The following is an 18,303-nucleotide window of genomic DNA, read 5'->3' as shown; positions in this document are numbered from 1 at the left end:
CGGCCCGGGGTCTTCGTCTACCGGACCCTGGACGACCTGGCGGCGATCCGGGCGTACGCGCGGGGTCGGCGGGTCGGCGCGGTGATCGGGGGCGGGCTGCTCGGTCTGGAGGCCGCGAACGCCCTGCGACTGCTCGGCCTGAGCACCGACGTGGTCGAGTTCGCTCCCCGGTTGATGCCGGTGCAGGTGGACCAGGCCGGCGGCGCGATGCTCCGTCGCTACGTCGACGATCTGGGCGTACGGACCCATCTCGGGGTGGCGACCACAGCGATCCGTCCCGGCCCGGACGGCGGCGTCGCGGCCCTGGAACTCTCCGACGGCAGCACCATCGACGCCGAGCTGGTGGTGGTGGCCGCCGGCATCCGGCCCCGGGACCAGTTGGCCCGCGACGCCGGTCTGCCGCTGGGCCCGCGCGGCGGGGTGCTCGTCGACGCGACCTGCCGCACCGTCGACGAACGGATCTGGGCGGTCGGCGAGTGCGCGGCGGTCGACGGCACCTGCCACGGTCTGGTCGCGCCGGGCTACGCGACGGCCGAGGTGGTGGCCGACCGGCTGGTCGGCGGCGCGGCGACCTTCCCGGGTGCGGACACCGCCACCAAACTCAAGCTGCTCGGCGTGGACGTGGCCTCGTTCGGTGACGCCCACGGCGCCACCGAGGGCTGCCTGGACGTCACGTTCACCGACCCGGCCACCCGGGTCTACGCGAAGCTGGTCCTCTCCGACGACGCGCACACCCTGCTCGGCGGGGTGCTGGTCGGCGACGCCAGCGCGTACCCGACGCTGCGCGCGAGTGTGGGCGGCCCGCTGCCGGCCGCGCCGCTGGCGCTGCTCGCCCCCGACGGCGGCGGCGCGGACGCCGGGGCGCTGCCGGCCACCGCGCAGGTCTGCTCCTGCAACGCGGTGACCCGGGGCGACGTGGACGCCGCCATCGCCGGTGGTTGCGCGGACGTGGCGGCGGTGAAGGCCTGCACCCGGGCCGGCACCAGCTGCGGTTCGTGCGTGCCGATGCTGAAGCAGCTCCTGGACGCGGCGGGGGTGGCGCAGTCCAGCGCGCTCTGCGAGCACTTCGACGTCAGCCGGCGGGAGCTGTTCGAGATCGTCCGGGTGCGCGGCATCCGCACCTTCTCCCGGCTGGTCGCCGAGCACGGTCGGGGCCGTGGCTGCGACATCTGCAAGCCGGTGGTGGCCTCGATCCTCGCCTCGCTGGGCAACGGGCACGTGCTCGACGGTGAGCAGGCGTCGTTGCAGGACACCAACGACCACTTCCTGGCCAACCTGCAACGCGACGGCAGCTACTCGGTGGTGCCCCGGATACCGGGCGGCGAGATCACCCCGGAGAAGCTGATCGTGATCGGCGAGGTCGCCCGGGACTTCCAGCTCTACACGAAGATCACCGGTGGGCAGCGGATCGACCTGTTCGGGGCGCGGGTGGAGCAGTTGCCGCAGATCTGGCGGCGGCTGGTGGACGCCGGCTTCGAGTCCGGTCACGCGTACGGCAAGGCGCTGCGCACTGTGAAGTCGTGCGTGGGTGAGACGTGGTGCCGGTACGGGGTGCAGGACTCGGTGGGGTTGGCCGTCGCGTTGGAGCTGCGCTACCGCGGGCTACGCGCCCCGCACAAGCTCAAGTCGGCGGTCTCCGGTTGCGCCCGGGAGTGCGCCGAGGCCCGCAGCAAGGACTTCGGCATCATCGCCACCGAGACCGGCTGGAATCTCTACGTGGGCGGCAACGGGGGTTTCCGCCCCCGGCACGCCGACCTGTTCGCCACCGACCTGTCCACTGACGAGCTGATCACGCTGATCGACAGGTTCCTCATCTACTACATCCGCACCGCCGACCGGCTGCAACGCACCGCCGGCTGGATCGAGGCGATGGACGGCGGCCTCGACCACCTGCGCGCGGTGATCGTGGACGACTCGCTCGGGCTCTGCGCCGACCTGGACGCGGCGATGGCCCGGCACGTGTCGTCGTACTCCGACGAGTGGCGTGACGTCCTGGACGACCCGGACCGGCTGCGCCGCTACACGTCCTTCGTCAACGCCCCCGACGTGCCGGACCCGTCGATCACCTTCACCCGGGAACGCGGCCAGCCGGTTCCCGTACGCGCTGACGGTCCGGTCGGCGGTCACCGTCCGCAACCCGTCACCCTTGGCCTACCGGAGGTACGGCGATGACCCAGACCCTCGCGCTCACCTGGACCACCGTCTGCCTCCTCGACCGGTTGGAACCGGACCGGGGCGTCGCCGCCCTGGTCGACGGGGTGCAGATCGCCCTCTTCCGGACCGCCGACGGGCTGTTCGCGATCGACAACCGCGATCCGGTCTCCGGGGCGTACGTGCTGTCCCGGGGCATCGTGGGCAGCCGCGGCGGGGTGCCGACGGTCGCCTCACCGCTGCACAAGCAGGTGTACGACCTGCGCAGCGGGCACTGCCTCGACCTGCCCGGGGTGACGGTGGCCCGACACGACGTGCGCTGCCGAGACGGGCTGGTCGAGGTGCGGCTGCGACAGGAGGCTTGATGCGGGAAGAACTGGCGGGCTTCACCATCGGGGTGACCGCCGACCGGCGGCGCGACGAGCTGGCCGCGCTGCTCGAACGACGGGGCGCCCGGGTGGTGCTCGCCCCGGCGTTGCGGATCGTGCCGCTCTCCGACGACACCGAGCTGCGTGAGGCGACCCGCGCCTGCCTCGACCAGCCGCCGGACATCCTGATGGCCAACACCGGCATCGGTATGCGCGGTTGGCTGGAGGCGGCCGAGGGTTGGGGGCTGGCCGAGCCGCTGCGTTCCGTGCTGGCCAGCTCGTACGTGGTGGCGCGCGGCCCGAAGGCCCGCGGTGCGATCCGGGCGGCCGGCCTGCACGACCAGTGGTCGCCGGCCTCGGAGAGCTGCGACGAGGTGGTCGACCACCTGCGTCGGCGCGGCGTCGCCGGGCAGGTGATCGCCATGCAGCTGCACGGCGAGCGGCAACCCGAGTGCACGCTCGCGCTGGAGGCGGCGGGCGCCACCGTCATCGAGGTGCCGGTCTACCGCTGGGCACCGCCGACCGACCCGGCGCCGCTGCACCGCTTGATCGACCTGATCGCCGGCCGGCTGGTGGACGCGGTGACGTTCACCTCGGCGCCGGCGGCCGAGGCGTTGCTGCGGGCCGCCGGGGACCGTACCGACGCGGTGCTGTCCGCGTTGCGCGGTGATGTGCTGGCCAGTTGCGTCGGCGCGGTGACCGCCGAGCCGCTGCTGCGACGCGGGGTGCCGGTGAGCGCGCCGGGTCGGGCCCGGTTGGGCGCGCTGGTACGGACCATCGTCGACGAGCTGCCCCGCCGGACCGTGACGTTCAAGGCCGCCGGGCACCTGCTCACGTTGCGCGGGCACGCCGCGGTGATCGACGGCGAGCTGCGGCCGCTCGCGCCCGCACCGATGGCGGTGTTGCGGGCGCTGGCCCAGTCACCGGGGCGGGTGCTGTCCCGCACGGCGTTGCTGCGGACCCTGCCCCGGGGCGCCGACGAGCACGCCGTGGAGATGGCCGTCGCCCGCCTGCGGGCCGGCCTGCGCGCGCCCCGCGTGGTGCAGACCGTGGTCAAGCGCGGCTACCGGCTGCGGGTGGACTGAAGGCGTCACGGCCGGCCGTCGCGCGCCGGCCGTGACGCGGTGGTTCAGCCGACCGGCGTCGGGAAGCCCCGCCCGTGCTCCGACTGGAGCCGGAGCATGGCGTGCTCGACCACCGTCACCAGCACCTGCTTGACCGAGTCCCGCTGCCGGGCGTCGGTCATCACCAGCGGCACCTGCGGCGAGATGGCCAGCGCCTCGCGGACCTCCTCCGCCTCGTACTGCGGAGCGCCGTCGAACTTGTTCAGCGCCACCACGTACGGCAGGTTGCGGTTCTCGAAGTAGTCCAGCGGGGCGAAGGCATCGGTGATCCGGCGGGTGTCCACCAGCACGGCGGCACCCACCGCCCCCCGGATGATCTCGTCCCACATGAACCAGAACCGCGTCTGACCCGGTGTACCGAAGAGGTACAGGATCAGGTCCTGGGCCATGGTGATCCGGCCGAAGTCCATGGCGACCGTGGTGGTCTCCTTGCCCGGCACCTTGGACGGGTCGTCGATGCCGACACCCGCCGCGGTCATCAATGCCTCGGTGGTCAGCGGTGTGATCTCGGAGATCGCCCCGACCAGTGTCGTCTTACCGACGCCGAAGCCGCCCGCGACGACGATCTTCGCGGATACGATTCCCCGGCCCGGCCGCCCCCCTGCGGGGTCATAGCCTGCGAAGTCCACTTAGCACCCTTCCAAGCAGTTCCATCCGCTCCTCGAACCCCTCGGCGGGAGCAGCAGTGTGTAACGTCAGCAGGCTCTCGGCCACCATGTCGGCGACCAACACCCGGGCGACGCCCAGCGGCATCCGGGTGTACGCGGCGATCTCCGCCAGCGACTGTGCTCGGCCCTCACAGACCGTGGCGATGCGGTGCTTGTCGTGCCCGGCGAAGCGGGACTCCGCGACCTGGGTGGGCGAGGCGGTGAGGACGGCCTCAAGGGCGATGTCCTGCCGGGGCTCGGTACGACCACGGGTGACCGCGTACGGACGCACCAGCGCGCCGCGCGGGTCAGCGCGTCGTTGGTCCATCCCCGGTCACCTCCTCGTCCCTTGCGGAGCCGGCCTGCGCCGCCTCTCGTCCCTGGTCCGGCACTCGAAGTGAGCGCCGTCCCCCGGTGTTAAGAGCGCACCGCGTCGCGCGGCAGCGGCACCAGCGCGGCGCCCACCCGTTCGACCAGCAACGCCATCTCGTAGCCCACCTGACCCACGTCGCAGCTGCGCGCGGCCAGCACGGCCATCGACGAACCGTCGCTGATCGACATCAGGAAGAGGTACCCGCTGTCCATCTCGATGACTGTCTGCAACACCCCGCCCGCGCTGAACATCCGGGCCGCGCCCTCGGTCAGGCTCACCACCCCGGAGGTGATCGCAGCGAGCTGGTCCGCCCGGTCCGCCGGCAGGTCCCGGGAGGACGCGAGCAACAGCCCGTCTGCGGACACCGCCACCACGTGGGCGATGCCCGCCACGCTGTCGGCGAAGTTGGTGAGCAGCCAACCCATGTCCTGCATGGCAGCTGGCCTGTTCATCGGCTCTCCTTGGTCGAGGTGCTGTTCAGGTCCGTTCCGGCCGTACGACCGCGCTGCACACCGCGGTGGTAGGCCGACAGCAGACCACGTACTTCATCCGGGGTCCGCCGGCTGCGGTCCCGGCCGCTCTTGGGCTCGATGCCACCCGGCACGAGCTGTGCCTGCGGCACCCGCTTGGGCAACCCGGAACGGGTGGTCCCGGCGGGGGCCGGCTCGGCAGCCCGGCTTGCCCGCGACCAGCCCTCGTCGGCCGCCGTACGCCAGGCCTCCGGGTCGGGAGCGGGCGCGGCCGGAGCCGTCCGGCCCGCCGGTGCCGGGCTCGGGGTCGGGGTGTCCGACGGTGGCGCCGACGACCGGGCGGCGAACCCGTCCATCGTCGCGCCGCCGTTGCCCCCGGTGCCCGGCGCGGTCGTGCCGTCGGAGCTGCCCGGGGTGCGGGTCGGCAGCTTCGGCCGGGCCGGCGGCGCGGCCGGCACGGACGCCGCGCTGTTGCCGCTGCGCAGCCCGGAGTCGGCGGCGGGTGCGGGCGGCTCGTCGAAGTTGGGCCGGGTGAAGATCGCGGTGGCGTCGTCGCCGTGGGACCGGAACCAGACCGCTTCCATCTCCCGGAAGATCGGCGCTTCGGCGGGGAAGTCGGGCCGGGTGCTGACCGGTGCGGCGGGCACCGACGGCACGGCAGGCACCGGCGGTGCGGCGGGGACCGGCGGTGCGGCCGGTGGTGCCACCGCACCCGGCCCGGCGACCGGCCCGACCGGAAGGCCCTGGCCGCCGCGCCCGTCCGCGCCATCCGCGGTGGCGCCCCGACGTGGCAGCGGGTCGACCGTCGGGTAGGCCACCGTCGGGCTGCCCATCGAGGCGCCCGCGCCGTTGCTGTACGCCGGACGTGCCGGCGGGAGCGGGGCGGCGGGTGCCGGAGCGGCCGGTGCCGGGTCGGCGGGTACGGGTGGCATGGTCGAGCGCGGGCCGGTGTAGCCACCCGCCTGTACGGCCGGGGTGGTGTCCCGCGAGTCGAGCGGTGACTGCCACTGGGCGGGTGCCGGCGTGCTGGTCCGCCACTGGTCGGGCAGCGTCGCCGCCGACGTGGCGGCACCGGCGAACTGCTCGGCGTGACCGACCGGGGTGAGCGGCGTCTGCTCCACGGCCATCGGCTGACGCGGCCGGGTGAGCACCTGCTCACGGCCCCGGTTGCTGGGCAGCACCACCGTGGTGGCGGGCAGCGTCACCTGGGCTACGGTGCCGCCCTCGACGTTGCGGCGCAGCTCCACCCGGATGCCGTAGCGGGAGGCGAGCCGACTCACCACGGCCAGACCCATCAGCCGGAACGCGGCGACGTCGACGCTCGGCGGGGCGGCCAGCCGCCGGTTGAGCGAGTCGAGCTGTTCGTCGGTGAGGCCGAGCCCACGGTCCTCGATCTGGATCAGCACGTAGTCGCGGATCCGGCGACCGTCGGCGACCACAGTGGTGTTCGGCGGTGAGAATCGGGTGGCGTTGTCGAGGAGTTCGGCGACGAGACGTACCACGTCGTTGACCGCGTGGGCGGCCACCGAGATGTCGGTGTCCACGGTCCCGAACTCGATGCGGTTGTACAGCTCCACCTCGGACTGGGCGGCGCGCAGCACGTCCACCACCAACGCGTCGTCACGACGCGGTACGGCGGAGTCGGCGCCGGCCAGGACCAGCAGGTTCTCGTCGTTGCGGCGCATTCGAGTGGCCAGGTGGTCCAGTTCGAAGAGCTGCGCGAGCCGCTTCGGGTCCTCCTCGCCGCGCTCGATCGCGTCCAGCTCGCCGATCATCCGGTCGACCAGGGTCTGACTGCGGCGGGCCAGGTTGAGGAACATCGCCGAGACGCTGGTCCGCAGTGCCGCCTGCTCGGCGGCGACCCGCACCGCCTCCCGGTGGACGACGTTGAAGGCCAGCGCCACCTGACCGACCTCGTCGCGACTGTTGAGCTGGATGGGGTCGCGGACCTGGCGGACGATCTCGTCCACCCCGCCGTCGCCCACGCTGCCCATGTTCTGCAGCCGCTGCACGGCGTCGGGCAGGTCGTGGTTGGCCACCGAGAGGGCGCCCTCACGCAGTCGGCGCAGCGAGTGGTTGAGCGAGCGGGCCAGCACCACGGCCAGCGACACGGCGATGATCAGGGTCAGCAGCACCAGCACCGACTCGACCACTGCCTGCCGGATGACGTCCGAACGCGCCTGGTCGGCCTGCTGGAGCAGTCGGTCCTGCAGTTGGATCTCGGCCCAGCGCATCAGGTCGTTCACGGCGCCGATGGCCGCGGTGGCGTCCTGCGCGCTGACCAGCGGGCGCTGCCCGACCGAGCGGGTGATGTCGGTGGCCACCCGGTCGGACAGACCGACCGCGTCGCCGGAGACGGTGCTGTTGACCAGGCCGCGCTGCACCGGGTCGGCGGCCAGCGAGAAGGCGACCAGGGCCTCCTGCTGACCGGTCAACGTTGCCACGAAGGACGAGAACTGCTCCGAGTCGAGCTGGCCGGCCGTCAGCGCGGTGAAGGCGACCGCCTCTTCCTCGGCGACGGAAGCCTTGGCGCGGGCGAACGCGGCGACGGCGCGGCGGCTGTCCGCCAGGCTCTCGTCGCCGGGCAGCTGGGCCAGGCCGTCACCGTACGAGACCAGGTCGGTGAGGATGACCCCGTAGCGGAGCACCGCCTCGGCGACCGCCATCTGCCGGCGGTCCAACACCTCCTGGCGGGTGCCGTCCAGAGTGGCCAGGTGGTCGTCGATGGCGGCCAGCCGGTCCCGTAGGGCGGCCGGCACGTCGCCGATCCGGCCTCGCTCGGCGCGGTACTCGTCCACCTTCTGCTGCGTCTGGCGGACCCGCAGGTTGTACGCGTCGGCCGGCTGCTGCGGGGTGGCCAGGTAGGCGGCTGCGGCCATCCGCTCGGCGTGGAGATCCTGGGTGAGAGCGCTGACGTCGATGGAGAGGGCGGTCAGCGACCGGGCCCGGGTGGCGTCGAAGGCGCCTTCGCCGACGGAGATCAGACGGACCGTGGCCAGCGCGATCACCGCCGCCACCGGGACGACCAGAATCAGCGCCAGCTTGGACCGGATCCGGGCGTCGCGCAGTCTCGGCATCCGTCGGCGTTCACGCCGGTTGCTGTCGCCGAGCGCGGGCAGGGTCGTCGGTCCGGTGCTCACGACATCGCCTCCGTCGTTTCTTCCCCGCCTGAGCCGCCGAGCCATGCCGTAAGCGGAGGGGACCACGCGCGGCACGGCCGCGATTTCATCAGAGATGATCGTGTTTGGGAAGCCGCAGTGAGGTAGGAAACGGTCGGACGGAGCGCATCCCGTGATCCGGTCAACTGATACCTTCATTTCCGCAAGCCCCTGAACAGGGCATGTAACTCCAGAGTGGTCACGCGTGTATGCAAAGTGAGCTTTTGCAAACATTGCGTTACCCCAGCATGTGGGATGGCCGTCCCGAAAATGCCACCGGGGTCCGCGCTTGACCACAGCGCCGGCCATTGGCAAGGTTTTGCAGGCTTCGCGCACACCGTACGGCAGAGAAGATCCCGCCCTCCACTGAGGACGGATTAGCGGCGGTGACCGGGCAGCGCCCGCGCCCGCACCTGGAGGACTGAGTTGAGCCCCATCCGCTCCGCGACCATCGCGGCGCTCGCATCGGCCGTAGTGGCCACCACGCTCACCGGCTGCCAGTTCGGCGAGGCAGAGCAGGACACGAGTCCGATCGTGATCGCCGCTGATCTCGAACTGTCCGGCGCCGCAGCCACTGTTGGCCGGACATACCAGCGAGCCCTCGAACTCAAGGTCGAGCAGTTGAACTCCTCCGGAGCACTGAACGGCCGGGAGATCAAGCTGACGGTCAAGGACAACCGTTCCGACTCCGCCGAGTCACTTCGCAACATCGTCGACTTCAGCAACGATTCGCGGGTCAGCGCCATCATCATGGGCGGCTGCAACGAATGTGCGGTCGGTGCGGTCGGCACCATCAACGAGAAGCGGATTCCCACCATTGCGCTAGCCGCTTCCGGCGCGATCGCGGCACCGGTCGCCGAACGGCGTTACGTGTTCAAGCTGGGCCCTAACGCCCCGGACAGCGCCGCCGCGCTGACCACCGAACTGCGCCGCAACAACATCCGCAAGGTGGGGATGCTGGTCAGCGACGACGACTACGGCCAGGAGGGCGCGACCGCCCTCAAGAGCGAGCTGGACAAGGCAAACATCTCGCTCCGGCAGCAGCGGATCAAGACCACCGACACCGACGTGAACCGACAGGTGCAGCAGCTCGCCTCGGGCAAGCCCGACGCGATGGTCTTCTGGACCCCGCCGGAGCAGGCGACCCTGGCCGCCGCCAGCGCCCAGCAGACCACCTTCCGTGGGTCGATCTACTTCGACGCGGGAGCGGCCGGGGACCTCTTCCTCGGCGCGGCCGCCAAGGCGACCGAGAAGGCGACGCTGATCTTCACGCAGACGATGGTGATCGACGACGTGATCGCGACCACGCCGGCCAAGGCCGCGCGGCGGCAGTGGTTCCAGGACTACACGGCACGCTTCGGCGGCTACAACGGGTCCTCGTCCTTCGCCGCGGACGCCGTCCAGCTCATCGCCGATGCCGAACTGCGCGCCGGCGGCGAGATCGGGAAGGTCGACCGCAACGGCATTCGGGACGTGCTGGAGACGTCCCAGATGGACGGTCTGTCCGGCCCGATCCGCATGACTCCGGACAACCACAGCGGCCTGATGCCGCAGGCGCTCACCACGCTTGTCGCCCGCAATGGTCGCTGGCGGCTGGCGGGGTAGACGCTCGGGCCTTTCATCTGGCAGGGCTTGTCGGGGTGCCGGGTGGGGGGTGTGGCCGACCGTGCCCGGCTCCGGGCGGTCAGGCTTGATCCCTCCGCCGGGCACCGTCGGCCACACCTGACTCGCCTGCGGCTTCGACGCGACAAGGGCCGGCCTCCGATGGGAGGCCGGCCCTTCGCGTTTTCTGGGATTGATCTCTTCTGTTGTTGGTTTGCCTTCAGCGGCTGCTGGTGGTTTCTCGGACCCAGGGCAGGGCGATTCGCTCGATCAGCAGGAGCGCCGAGTAGAGCAGGATGCTCACCAGCGCCACCAGCATGATCGCCGCCCAGGCGGTGGCGGCGTCGCCGATGCCCGCGTACTGCGTGATGACGTAGCCCAGGCCACTCTCACCGGCCTGGAACTCACCGATCACCGCGCCGATAGCGGCCAGCGGCATGCCCACCTTGAGCCCGACGAAGATCTGCGGCAGCGCGGCCGGGAAGCGCACCTTGCGGAACGCCTGCCAGCGGGAGGCGTTCCAGGAGCGCACCAGTTCGGCCAGGTCGGCCGGCGTGGTGGTCAGCCCGGTCGCGGTGGAGAGCACGATCGGGAAGAAGCAGAGCAGGAACACCATGGTCAGGATCGGTTTCTGGCCCCAGCCCAGCGCCACCACCAGCAGTGGACCCAATGTGATCTTGGGCACCGCGTTCACCGCGACGAGCAGCGGGGTGAACATCCGCTCCACAGTGCGGGAGCTGGCCAGGGCGAGCCCGATCAGCACACCGGCGACCACCGAGAGGGCGAAGCCGGTCAGGATCTCCAGCGTGGTGTCCCAGGTGTGCTCCAACAACTGGACGGGCTTCTCGACGAACGCGTCGAGCACGTCACCGGGCGGCGGCAGGGCGACCGGGTGAACCAGTTCCAGCCGGGCGACCAGCCACCACGCCGCCAGCGCGGTCAGGATGCCGACCGCGGGCAGCACCGCATCGGCACCGGCGCGCAGGCCGGCACCGTCGCCGGTTACGCCGACGGGGTGATCGTGGGCAGCGCGTTGATCCGGTGCCTGCTCGACGCGCCCACCGAGGCGGAGGGGCTGGCCGCCCTGCGTACCCTCAGCGCCGAGCTGGCCGAGGGCGTCCGTAACCCCACCCGCTGAGCCCGCCCTCGACGACCCCTCGCCGCTCGCGGCGGCCGTCCGCGCCGCGTGGGGGCATTTTGCCTGTCGCTCATTCGCATGAGGCGGCGGCGAAGGTGTCTGCGGGCACGCGACGAAGCTCGGAACGGTTGCTGCTTGTCAGGGGTGCAGGGACGGGTTCGCGGCCTCGCCGCGTTGCTCCGGCGGCTGCCCCGCCCCCGGATGCCCGTCCTGGCCGGTGCCGGGCCGCTGCCCGTCCTGGCCGGTGCCGGGCCGCTGCCCGTCCTGGCCGGTGCCGGGCCGCTGCCCGTCCTGGCTGGTCCCGGGCGACTGCCTGTCCTGGCTGGTTCGCGGCGGCTGCGTGCCCTGGTCGGCTGCCGGCCGGCCCTCCTCGGCGGGCCGAGCCGCCGGGAGTGACGCGGGGTCGGCTGTGTCGGGTGCCCAGGGGACGTCGCGGAGCACCCCGGAGCGGCCGGCGGTCGCGTCGGTGACGGCGGCCCGGGTGAGTGGGGTGACCACCGCGGGCAGCGCGTCGGGGGAGTGCCAGGACAACCGGCAGCCCGGCGGTGGGTCGCAGGCGGGTCGGACCCCGGCCGCGCGGGCCCGGAACACGTGCGCGAGGACGTCCGGCAGCGGCCCGGCGCGTCCGGCGGCGGCCACCCCGGCCGGGCCGGCAAGGTGGTAGACGCCGACCAGGTCGACCAGTTCGATGTCCCAGCCGGTCTCCGCGCGGATGTCCCGGAGGGCGGCCCGCACCGGGCCCTCGGCCGGACGCAGCCGCCCGCCGGGCAACGCGTAGCGGCGGGTGCCCCGGCCCTGCTGGCAGAGCAGCACCCGACCGGTGTCGTCGGTGACGACCGCGGCGACCGCCCAGGTGAGCGCGCTCATGGACAAAGAGCCTACGACGGTGCAAACCAGAAGTCATCGGGATGCGCGCTCCCGCCGCCCGGGGTGCCGCTGCGGGGGTGTGCAGCGGTAGCGTGTGCACCCGTGACCCTCGCCTCGCTCTCTCCCCAGGCGGCCCTGCCCAGTCCCAGCACCGCGGTCTGGCAGCTCGGGCCGGTGCCGATCCGGGCCTACGCGCTCTGCATCATCGCCGGCATCGTGCTGGCCTGCTGGGTGACGGAGCGCCGGCTGCGGCAACGCGGCGTCGCGCCCGGCGCGGTGCTCGACATCGCCGTCTGGGCGGTGCCCGCGGGCATCATCGGCGCCCGGATCTACCACGTGATCACCTCACCCGAGAAGTACTTCGGCGCCGGTGGGGACCCGATGAAGGCGTTCGCCATCTGGGAGGGCGGTCTCGGCATCTGGGGTGCTGTCGCCGGTGGGGCGGTCGGCGCGTGGATCGCCGCCCGGCAACTCGGCATTCCGTTCAGCGTGGTGGCCGACGCGCTGGCCCCCGGGCTGCCGCTGGCCCAGGCGGTCGGCCGGGTCGGCAACTGGTTCAACAACGAACTCTTCGGTGCCCGGACCACACTGCCGTGGGGTCTGGAGATCCATCGGATGGACCCGGACAACCCCGGCCACGCGCTGCGTGACGACGCCGGGCAGCCCATCCTCGAACCGGGCCTCTACCAGCCCACCTTCCTCTACGAGGCGCTGTGGAACCTCGGCGTGGTGGCCCTGGTGCTCATCCTCGACCGCCGGCTCAAGCTGGGCCGGGGCCGGGCGTTCGCGCTCTACGTGATGGGTTACACCGCCGGCCGGTTCTGGATCGAGCTGATGCGCACCGACGAGGCCAACCAGATCCTCGGCGTACGCCTCAACGTCTGGACCGCCGCCCTGGTCTTCCTCGGTGCCCTGATCTACTTCGTCCGGGTGCGCGGCCCTCGGGACTACCTGATCCCGCTGGGCGCGGCGACGACGACCCCGCCCCCCACCTCCGACCTCTCCCAGGTCGACCTCTCCGAGCGGGAGACCCCCGCGCGGGCCGCCGCGCCGGAGGGTTACCGGGTGGTGAGCGAGGAGCAGTACGCCGCCTGGCGGGACACCGGCGTCGTACCGCCGACGAGCGCCGACGACTCCCGGCCGGACGACGGCGAGCCGTCCGGCGACACGGTTCCCGCCGACGTCGCGTCGCGCGACGACGAGCCGACGGACGAGCCGTCCGCAGAGCGCACCGAGCGGGCCGACGCCACTGGCGCGCGTCCCGCCGACCGGGACAGCTGAGCGGAGGCGGCACCGATGCGAAGCGCGGTGGTGGTCGGCGCAGGGGTCGGTGGCCTCGCGGTGGCCGGCGCGCTGGCCCGTTCCGGCTGGCAGGTCACAGTGTTGGAACGCGCCGAACGGGTTCGCCCCGAGCCGACCGCCGTGGTGCTCTGGCCCAACGGTGTCCGCGCGCTGCAGGCCCTCGGTCTCGGCGCCGGGCTGGCCGCCATCGCCACCCCGTTGCCCGACGGTGGCGTCCGTCGCCCGGACGGGCACTGGCTGGTGCAGCCCCGGCCGATCCCGGCCGACCGGATGCCGGTGGTGGTGCACCGGGAGGACCTGCACGACGCGTTGATCGCCGGCCTCGGTGACCGGGTCGAGCTGCGGACCGGGGTGACGGTGCGCCACGTCCGTGTCGAGCCGGGCGAGCGACCGGGCGTCAGCGAGGGGCGGCACACCATCGAGGCCGATCTGGTGGTCGCCGCCGACGGCACGGACAGCGGCATCCGCCGCCAACTCGCACCCGAGTCCCGGGTGGTCAGCTCCGGGTGCGCCGCCTGGCGGGCCGTCATCCCCTGGTACCAGGCCCCTCGACTCCCCGACGACCAGCCGTTGGCCGGTGAGATTCTCGGCGCGGGTTACCGGTTCGTGGCCGCGTCGCTGGGTGAGCGCGGTTCCTCGGGCGGGTCCAGCCGTGGCGGCATCTACTGGGTGGCCACCGCCGCCGGCGCGCCACGCCCGGAACCACCGGAGACCCAGCTCGCCCTGCTGCGCCGCTGGTACGCGGACTGGCCGGCGCCGGTCGGCGCGCTGCTCGAGGCCACCAACCCGGCCGACCTGGTCCAGCAGGAGGTTCGCGAGCTGCGCCCGCTGCCCCGGGCGTACGGCTTTCCGGTCGGTCCCGGTGGGGTGGTGCTGCTCGGCGACGCGGCGCACGCCATGCCGCCGCACCTCGGGCAGGGCGCCTGCCTCGCGTTCGAGGACGCCGCCACCCTCTCCTCGCTGCTGCGGGAGGCGCGGCTGCCCGACGCCGTCGTGGCGTACGACCGGGTGCGCCGTCCCCGGGCCGCGACGGTGGTCCGGCAGACCCGGCGGATGTCGGCGGTGCTGCAGACCCGGGGCCGGCTGGCGCTGCGCGCCCGGGACGCCGCCCTCGGCACGATCAACTCGCGGCTGCTCTCCAGCGCCGCCGCCTCCGCCGCGCAGTGGCGCCCACCGACCTGACCTCGGTCGCCGGGCAGGGCAGGCGGGCGCGGCGGGTCAGGAGATGAGGGCGGCGGGTTCGGCGATGCAGGCGGTGCCGATGCGGCGGAAGCCGACCCGCAGGTAGACCCGCGCGATCTCCTCGCTGCCGGCGGAGAGGAAGACCAGGTCGGTGCCGGCGGCCAGCAGTTCCCGGGCCAGGGTGGCGGTGAGCGCGGCACCCAGCCCGCGTCGCCGGGCGGACGGCAGGGTGGCCACCCCGGCGATCTCCGCGACGTCGTCCACCCGCATCGCCATGCCGCTGGCCAGCGCGCCCTCGGTCGGCGTGCCGGCCAGCGCGGAGATCCGCCGGCCGTCGGCGATCCGGGTGCGCTCCTCGTCGAGCGCGGCCAGTTCGAGTTCGGTGACGGCGGCGTCGCGCTCGGCCGGGCCGGCCTCACCGCGCGCGGTGCCGGCGGCGGCGAACGACACCGCTGCCACCGCACGCCGGGCGGCGACATCGGCGGCGAAGCCGGGGGAGTCCGCCGCCAGCACCCGCACCGCCGCGTCGGACAGCGTCGCCGGGTCGGGCAGCGCGCTGGGGTCGAGCACCATCAGCGGCGCCTCCAGCACGTTCAGACCCGCCGAGCGGGCCACCGCCAGCAGCTCGGGCGTCGTCTCGTGCACCCACTCGAAGGCTTCCGGCAGACCCAGCTTCCGCTGGCGCTCGCGGACCGACGTCACGTCGGCGAGCGACGGCGGCTCGGTGGCGTCGATGCGCGGGCGGGCGTAGAACGGCCACCCGGCGCCATCGCGGACGAACAGCACCAGCCCACCATGCTCCTCCGCACCGGCGGCGTCGCGGGGCACCGCGTCGTAGAAGCGTTCCAACCGGTCGAAGACGTGCTTGTGTAGCGGATCCACCGCGCGAGACTACACGTCCCAGCCAGTGGACGGTGTGATCAATCTCGGGTGGCCGTGCGACCCCGGCCCTAACGTAGACTCAATAGACCCACGGGCCGACGTCGTCCCCATCATGATCCAACCTGAGTGACGACAGGAGGCCCGGTGGCTCAGCCGTACGCGGACACAGCACAGCCGCACCCGCACAGCCCGCAGGCGTCCCCGACGCCCCACCCCCGTCCGGCCGCCCAGGGCCTCTACGACCCAGCGCAGGAGCACGATGCCTGCGGCGTGGCCTTCGTGGCGGACCTGCACGGCCGGCGTTCCCACTCGGTCGTCGCCAACGGGCTCGGCGCGCTCTGTCGGCTGGACCACCGGGGCGCCCGCGGCGCGGAACCGAACACCGGCGACGGCGCCGGCATCATGATCCAGGTGCCCGACGCGTTCCTGCGCGCGGTGGCCGACGTCGCGCTTCCCCCGGCGGGCGAGTACGCCACCGGGCTGGTGTTCCTTCCCGACGACGATGCCGCCGAGGCGCGTGCCCGGCGGGTGGTCGAGAAGTACGCGCTGGTCGAGGGCGCCGATCTGCTCGGCTGGCGGGACGTGCCGACCGACGCGGGTGACCTGGGCGAGACCGCCCTGGCGGCGATGCCCCGGGTCCGGCAGATCTTCCTGGCCGCGCACCGGCTGACCGACGCGCCCGGCGGGCCGGCCGGCTCCCCGCTGCGCGGCATCGAGCTGGACCGGGTGGCGTTCTGTCTGCGCAAGCAGGCCGAACGGGAGACCGCCGAGCGGGGCGTTCCGGCGTACTTCCCGTCGCTGTCCAGCCGCACCATGGTCTACAAGGGCATGCTCACGCCGGACCAGTTGCCGGCGTTCTATCCCGACCTGCGCGACGAGCGGGTGGAGAGCGCCATCGCGCTGGTGCACTCCCGCTTCTCCACCAACACCTTCCCGTCCTGGCCGCTGGCGCACCCGTACCGGTTCATCGCCCACAACGGCGAGATCAACACGATCCGGGGCAACCGCAACTGGATGCAGGCCCGTGAGGCGCTGCTGCGCTCGCCGAAGGTGCCGGGCAACATCCGGCGGATCTTCCCGGTCTGCACGCCCGCCGCCTCCGACTCGGCGAACTTCGACGAGGTCCTGGAGCTGCTGCACCTGGCCGGGCGGAGCCTGCCGCACGCGGTGCTCATGATGATTCCGGAGGCCTGGGAGAACGACCCCGGGATGGACCCGGCCAAGCGTGCCTTCTACCGCTTCCACGCCAGCCTGATGGAGCCGTGGGACGGTCCGGCCTCGGTGGCGTTCACCGACGGCGAGATCGTCGGCGCGGTGCTGGACCGCAACGGGCTGCGCCCGGGGCGCTGGTGGCAGACCGACGACGGGCTCGTGGTGCTCGGCTCAGAGGCGGGCGTCCTCGACCTCGACCCGGCCCACGTGGTTGCGAAGGGGCGGCTCCAGCCGGGCCGGATGTTCCTGGTCGACACCGTGGCCGGGCGGATCGTGCACGACGAGGAGATCAAATCCGAGTTGGCCGCCGCCGAGCCGTACGGCGAGTGGCTGCACGCCGGGCTGATCGAGCTGAACGACCTGCCGGCCCGCGAGCACACCGTCTACACGCACGACTCGGTGCGCCGCCGGCAGCAGACCTTCGGCTACACCGAGGAGGAGCTGAAGATCCTGCTCGCGCCGATGGCCCGCACCGGCGCCGAGCCGCTCGGCTCGATGGGTACGGACACCCCGATCGCGCCGCTGTCGACCCGGCCGCGGCTGCTCTACGACTACTTCCACCAGCTCTTCGCCCAGGTCACCAACCCGCCGCTGGACGCCATCCGCGAGGAGCTGGTGACCAGCCTGGCGTCGACCATCGGGCCGGAGGGCAACCTGCTCGACCCGGGCGCGGCGAGCTGTCGGCAGATCGTGCTCCCGCATCCGATCATCGACAACGACGAGCTGGCGAAGATCCTCTCCATCGACGAGGACGGCGACCTGCCCGGCTTCAAGGCGGTGCGGGTCTCCGGGCTGTACCGGATCAGGGAGGGGGCCGCCGGGATCAAGGCACGGCTGACCGAGATCTGCCGGCACGTCTCCGAGGCGATCGAGGACGGCGTGCGCATCCTGGTGCTCTCCGACCGGGACTCCAACGCCGACCTGGCACCGATCCCGTCGCTGCTGCTCACCGCCGCCGTGCACCAGCACCTGGTGCGGGAGCAGACACGTACGCAGGCGGCGCTGATCGTCGAGTCCGGCGACTGCCGGGAGGTGCACCACGCGGCGGTGCTGATCGGCTACGGCGCGGCGGCGGTCAACCCGTACCTGGCGTTCGAGTCGGTGGAGGATCTGATCTCCACCGGCGCGCTGGCCGGCATCGAGCCCGTCGCCGCGGTGCGCAACTACGCCAAGGCGCTCGGCAAGGGCGTCCTGAAGATCATGTCCAAGATGGGCATCTCGACGGTCTCCTCGTACTGCGGGGCGCAGGTCTTCGAGGCGGTCGGCCTGGACACCCGGCTGGTCGAGCGTTACTTCCGGGGCACCCCCAGCCGCATCGGCGGGGTGGGTCTCGCGGGCGTGCACACCGAGGTGGCCGCCCGGCACGCGCTGGCCTGGCCGCCGGCCGGCGCGGCGGTCTCCGACCGGCTGGAGGTCGGCGGCGAGTACCAGTGGCGCCGCGAGGGTGAGCTGCACCTGTTCAACCCGGAGACGGTCTTCCTGCTCCAGCACGCCACCCGCAGCCGGCAGTACGACGTGTTCCGCCAGTACACGGCGAAAGTCGACGCGCTCGCCGCGCAGGCCGGTTCGCTGCGCGGGCTGTTCACCCTGCGTACCGGGGTCCGCCCGGCGGTGCCTATCGAGGAGGTCGAGCCGGCCTCCGAGATCGTCAAGCGGTTCGCCACCGGCGCCATGTCGTACGGGTCGATCTCGGCGGAGGCGCACGAGACGCTGGCCATCGCCATGAACCGCCTCGGTGGCAAGTCCAACACCGGCGAGGGTGGCGAGGACGTCGATCGGCTGCACGATCCGGTACGCCGTTCGGCGGTCAAGCAGATCGCCAGCGGC

The 18,303-nt window shown here is 72.7% G+C and carries 13 protein-coding genes and 2 pseudogenes; 8 read left to right on the top strand and 7 right to left on the bottom strand.

Translation table 11 applies throughout. The features are described 5' to 3' along the window. From nirB to KBX53_RS03170, 3 genes are all read left to right on the top strand, one after another. A partial coding sequence (nirB, locus tag KBX53_RS03180; protein WP_210857754.1) for a nitrite reductase large subunit NirB occupies nucleotides 1-2,172 on the top strand: 2,172 nt, incomplete at its 5' end. Continuing rightward, a complete protein-coding gene (gene nirD / locus KBX53_RS03175; protein WP_210857753.1) occupies nucleotides 2,169-2,516 on the top strand; it encodes a nitrite reductase small subunit NirD in 348 nt (115 codons plus the stop codon). The genes nirB and nirD, both read left to right, overlap by 4 nt. Beyond that, complete coding sequence (locus KBX53_RS03170; RefSeq protein WP_030329980.1) at nucleotides 2,516-3,604, top strand: uroporphyrinogen-III synthase; 1,089 nt, start codon at nucleotides 2,516-2,518, stop codon at nucleotides 3,602-3,604. Before nirD ends, KBX53_RS03170 begins: the two co-directional genes overlap by 1 nt. Nucleotides 3,605-3,648: 44 nt before the next feature. On the opposite strand, the gene KBX53_RS03165 is transcribed toward KBX53_RS03170, so the two are convergent. From KBX53_RS03165 to KBX53_RS03150, 4 genes are all read right to left on the bottom strand, one after another. Continuing rightward, nucleotides 3,649-4,272, bottom strand: coding sequence for an ATP/GTP-binding protein (locus KBX53_RS03165; protein WP_030329978.1), 624 nt, complete (start codon nucleotides 4,270-4,272; stop codon nucleotides 3,649-3,651). Continuing rightward, complete coding sequence (locus KBX53_RS03160; protein ID WP_007465174.1) at nucleotides 4,253-4,618, bottom strand: DUF742 domain-containing protein; 366 nt, start codon at nucleotides 4,616-4,618, stop codon at nucleotides 4,253-4,255. Before KBX53_RS03160 ends, KBX53_RS03165 begins: the two co-directional genes overlap by 20 nt. Nucleotides 4,619-4,707: 89 nt before the next feature. Next, on the bottom strand, nucleotides 4,708-5,115 hold the full coding sequence (locus KBX53_RS03155) for a roadblock/LC7 domain-containing protein (RefSeq protein ID WP_030329975.1): 408 nt from the start codon (nucleotides 5,113-5,115) through the stop codon (nucleotides 4,708-4,710). Beyond that, a complete protein-coding gene (locus KBX53_RS03150) occupies nucleotides 5,112-8,273 on the bottom strand; it encodes a sensor histidine kinase (RefSeq protein WP_210857752.1) in 3,162 nt (1,053 codons plus the stop codon). Before KBX53_RS03150 ends, KBX53_RS03155 begins: the two co-directional genes overlap by 4 nt. A gap of 444 nt (nucleotides 8,274-8,717) precedes the next feature. Between KBX53_RS03150 and KBX53_RS03145 the strand changes: the two genes are divergently transcribed. Continuing rightward, nucleotides 8,718-9,896 carry an ABC transporter substrate-binding protein gene (locus tag KBX53_RS03145; RefSeq protein ID WP_030329971.1) on the top strand — a complete coding sequence of 393 codons (1,179 nt, stop codon included), beginning with the start codon at nucleotides 8,718-8,720 and terminating at the stop codon, nucleotides 9,894-9,896. Nucleotides 9,897-10,113: 217 nt separating this feature from the next. Here the strand turns inward: KBX53_RS03145 and KBX53_RS03140 are convergent. After that, nucleotides 10,114-10,854: pseudogene (locus KBX53_RS03140) on the bottom strand (ABC transporter permease); the annotation flags it as partial. 9 nt (nucleotides 10,855-10,863) lie between these two features. On the opposite strand from KBX53_RS03140, the pseudogene KBX53_RS03135 reads away from it, so the two are divergent. Next, nucleotides 10,864-11,031: pseudogene (locus KBX53_RS03135) on the top strand (tryptophan synthase subunit alpha); the annotation flags it as partial. 138 nt (nucleotides 11,032-11,169) lie between these two features. Here KBX53_RS03135 and KBX53_RS03130 read toward each other — a convergent pair. Continuing rightward, nucleotides 11,170-11,898 (bottom strand): NUDIX hydrolase, encoded by a 729-nt coding sequence (locus KBX53_RS03130; protein WP_210857751.1) that lies wholly within the window; start codon nucleotides 11,896-11,898, stop codon nucleotides 11,170-11,172. A 102-nt stretch (nucleotides 11,899-12,000) separates the two neighbouring features. Between KBX53_RS03130 and lgt the strand changes: the two genes are divergently transcribed. Further along, nucleotides 12,001-13,179 carry a prolipoprotein diacylglyceryl transferase gene (gene lgt / locus KBX53_RS03125; RefSeq protein WP_210857750.1) on the top strand — a complete coding sequence of 393 codons (1,179 nt, stop codon included), beginning with the start codon at nucleotides 12,001-12,003 and terminating at the stop codon, nucleotides 13,177-13,179. 15 nt (nucleotides 13,180-13,194) lie between these two features. Continuing rightward, nucleotides 13,195-14,382 carry an NAD(P)/FAD-dependent oxidoreductase gene (locus KBX53_RS03120; protein WP_210857749.1) on the top strand — a complete coding sequence of 396 codons (1,188 nt, stop codon included), beginning with the start codon at nucleotides 13,195-13,197 and terminating at the stop codon, nucleotides 14,380-14,382. 36 nt (nucleotides 14,383-14,418) lie between these two features. On the opposite strand, the gene KBX53_RS03115 is transcribed toward KBX53_RS03120, so the two are convergent. Beyond that, entirely contained in the window at nucleotides 14,419-15,264 is an 846-nt protein-coding gene (locus KBX53_RS03115) for a GNAT family N-acetyltransferase (protein ID WP_210857748.1), read from the bottom strand. 270 nt (nucleotides 15,265-15,534) lie between these two features. On the opposite strand from KBX53_RS03115, the gene KBX53_RS03110 reads away from it, so the two are divergent. Continuing rightward, nucleotides 15,535-18,303: glutamate synthase central domain-containing protein (locus tag KBX53_RS03110; protein ID WP_309140702.1), on the top strand; the 2,769-nt coding region annotated here is incomplete at its 3' end.

Origin of the sequence: Micromonospora sp. M51, assembly GCF_018070305.1 — a bacterium.
In the GTDB taxonomy this organism is placed as follows: Bacteria; Actinomycetota; Actinomycetes; order Mycobacteriales; family Micromonosporaceae; genus Micromonospora; species Micromonospora parva.
This window is presented reverse-complemented; position numbering and strand designations above follow the sequence as displayed.

Bases quoted from the DNA above. Each gene is read 5' to 3' on its own strand.
- KBX53_RS03120 (WP_210857749.1), top strand. From the start codon at position 13,195: ATGCGAAGCGCGGTGGTGGTCGGCGCAGGGGTCGGTGGCCTCGCGGTG.
- KBX53_RS03155 (WP_030329975.1), bottom strand. From the start codon at position 5,115: ATGAACAGGCCAGCTGCCATGCAGGACATGGGTTGGCTGCTCACCAAC.
- nirD (WP_210857753.1), top strand. From the start codon at position 2,169: ATGACCCAGACCCTCGCGCTCACCTGGACCACCGTCTGCCTCCTCGAC.
- KBX53_RS03170 (WP_030329980.1), top strand. From the start codon at position 2,516: ATGCGGGAAGAACTGGCGGGCTTCACCATCGGGGTGACCGCCGACCGG.
- KBX53_RS03160 (WP_007465174.1), bottom strand. From the start codon at position 4,618: ATGGACCAACGACGCGCTGACCCGCGCGGCGCGCTGGTGCGTCCGTAC.
- KBX53_RS03130 (WP_210857751.1), bottom strand. From the start codon at position 11,898: ATGAGCGCGCTCACCTGGGCGGTCGCCGCGGTCGTCACCGACGACACC.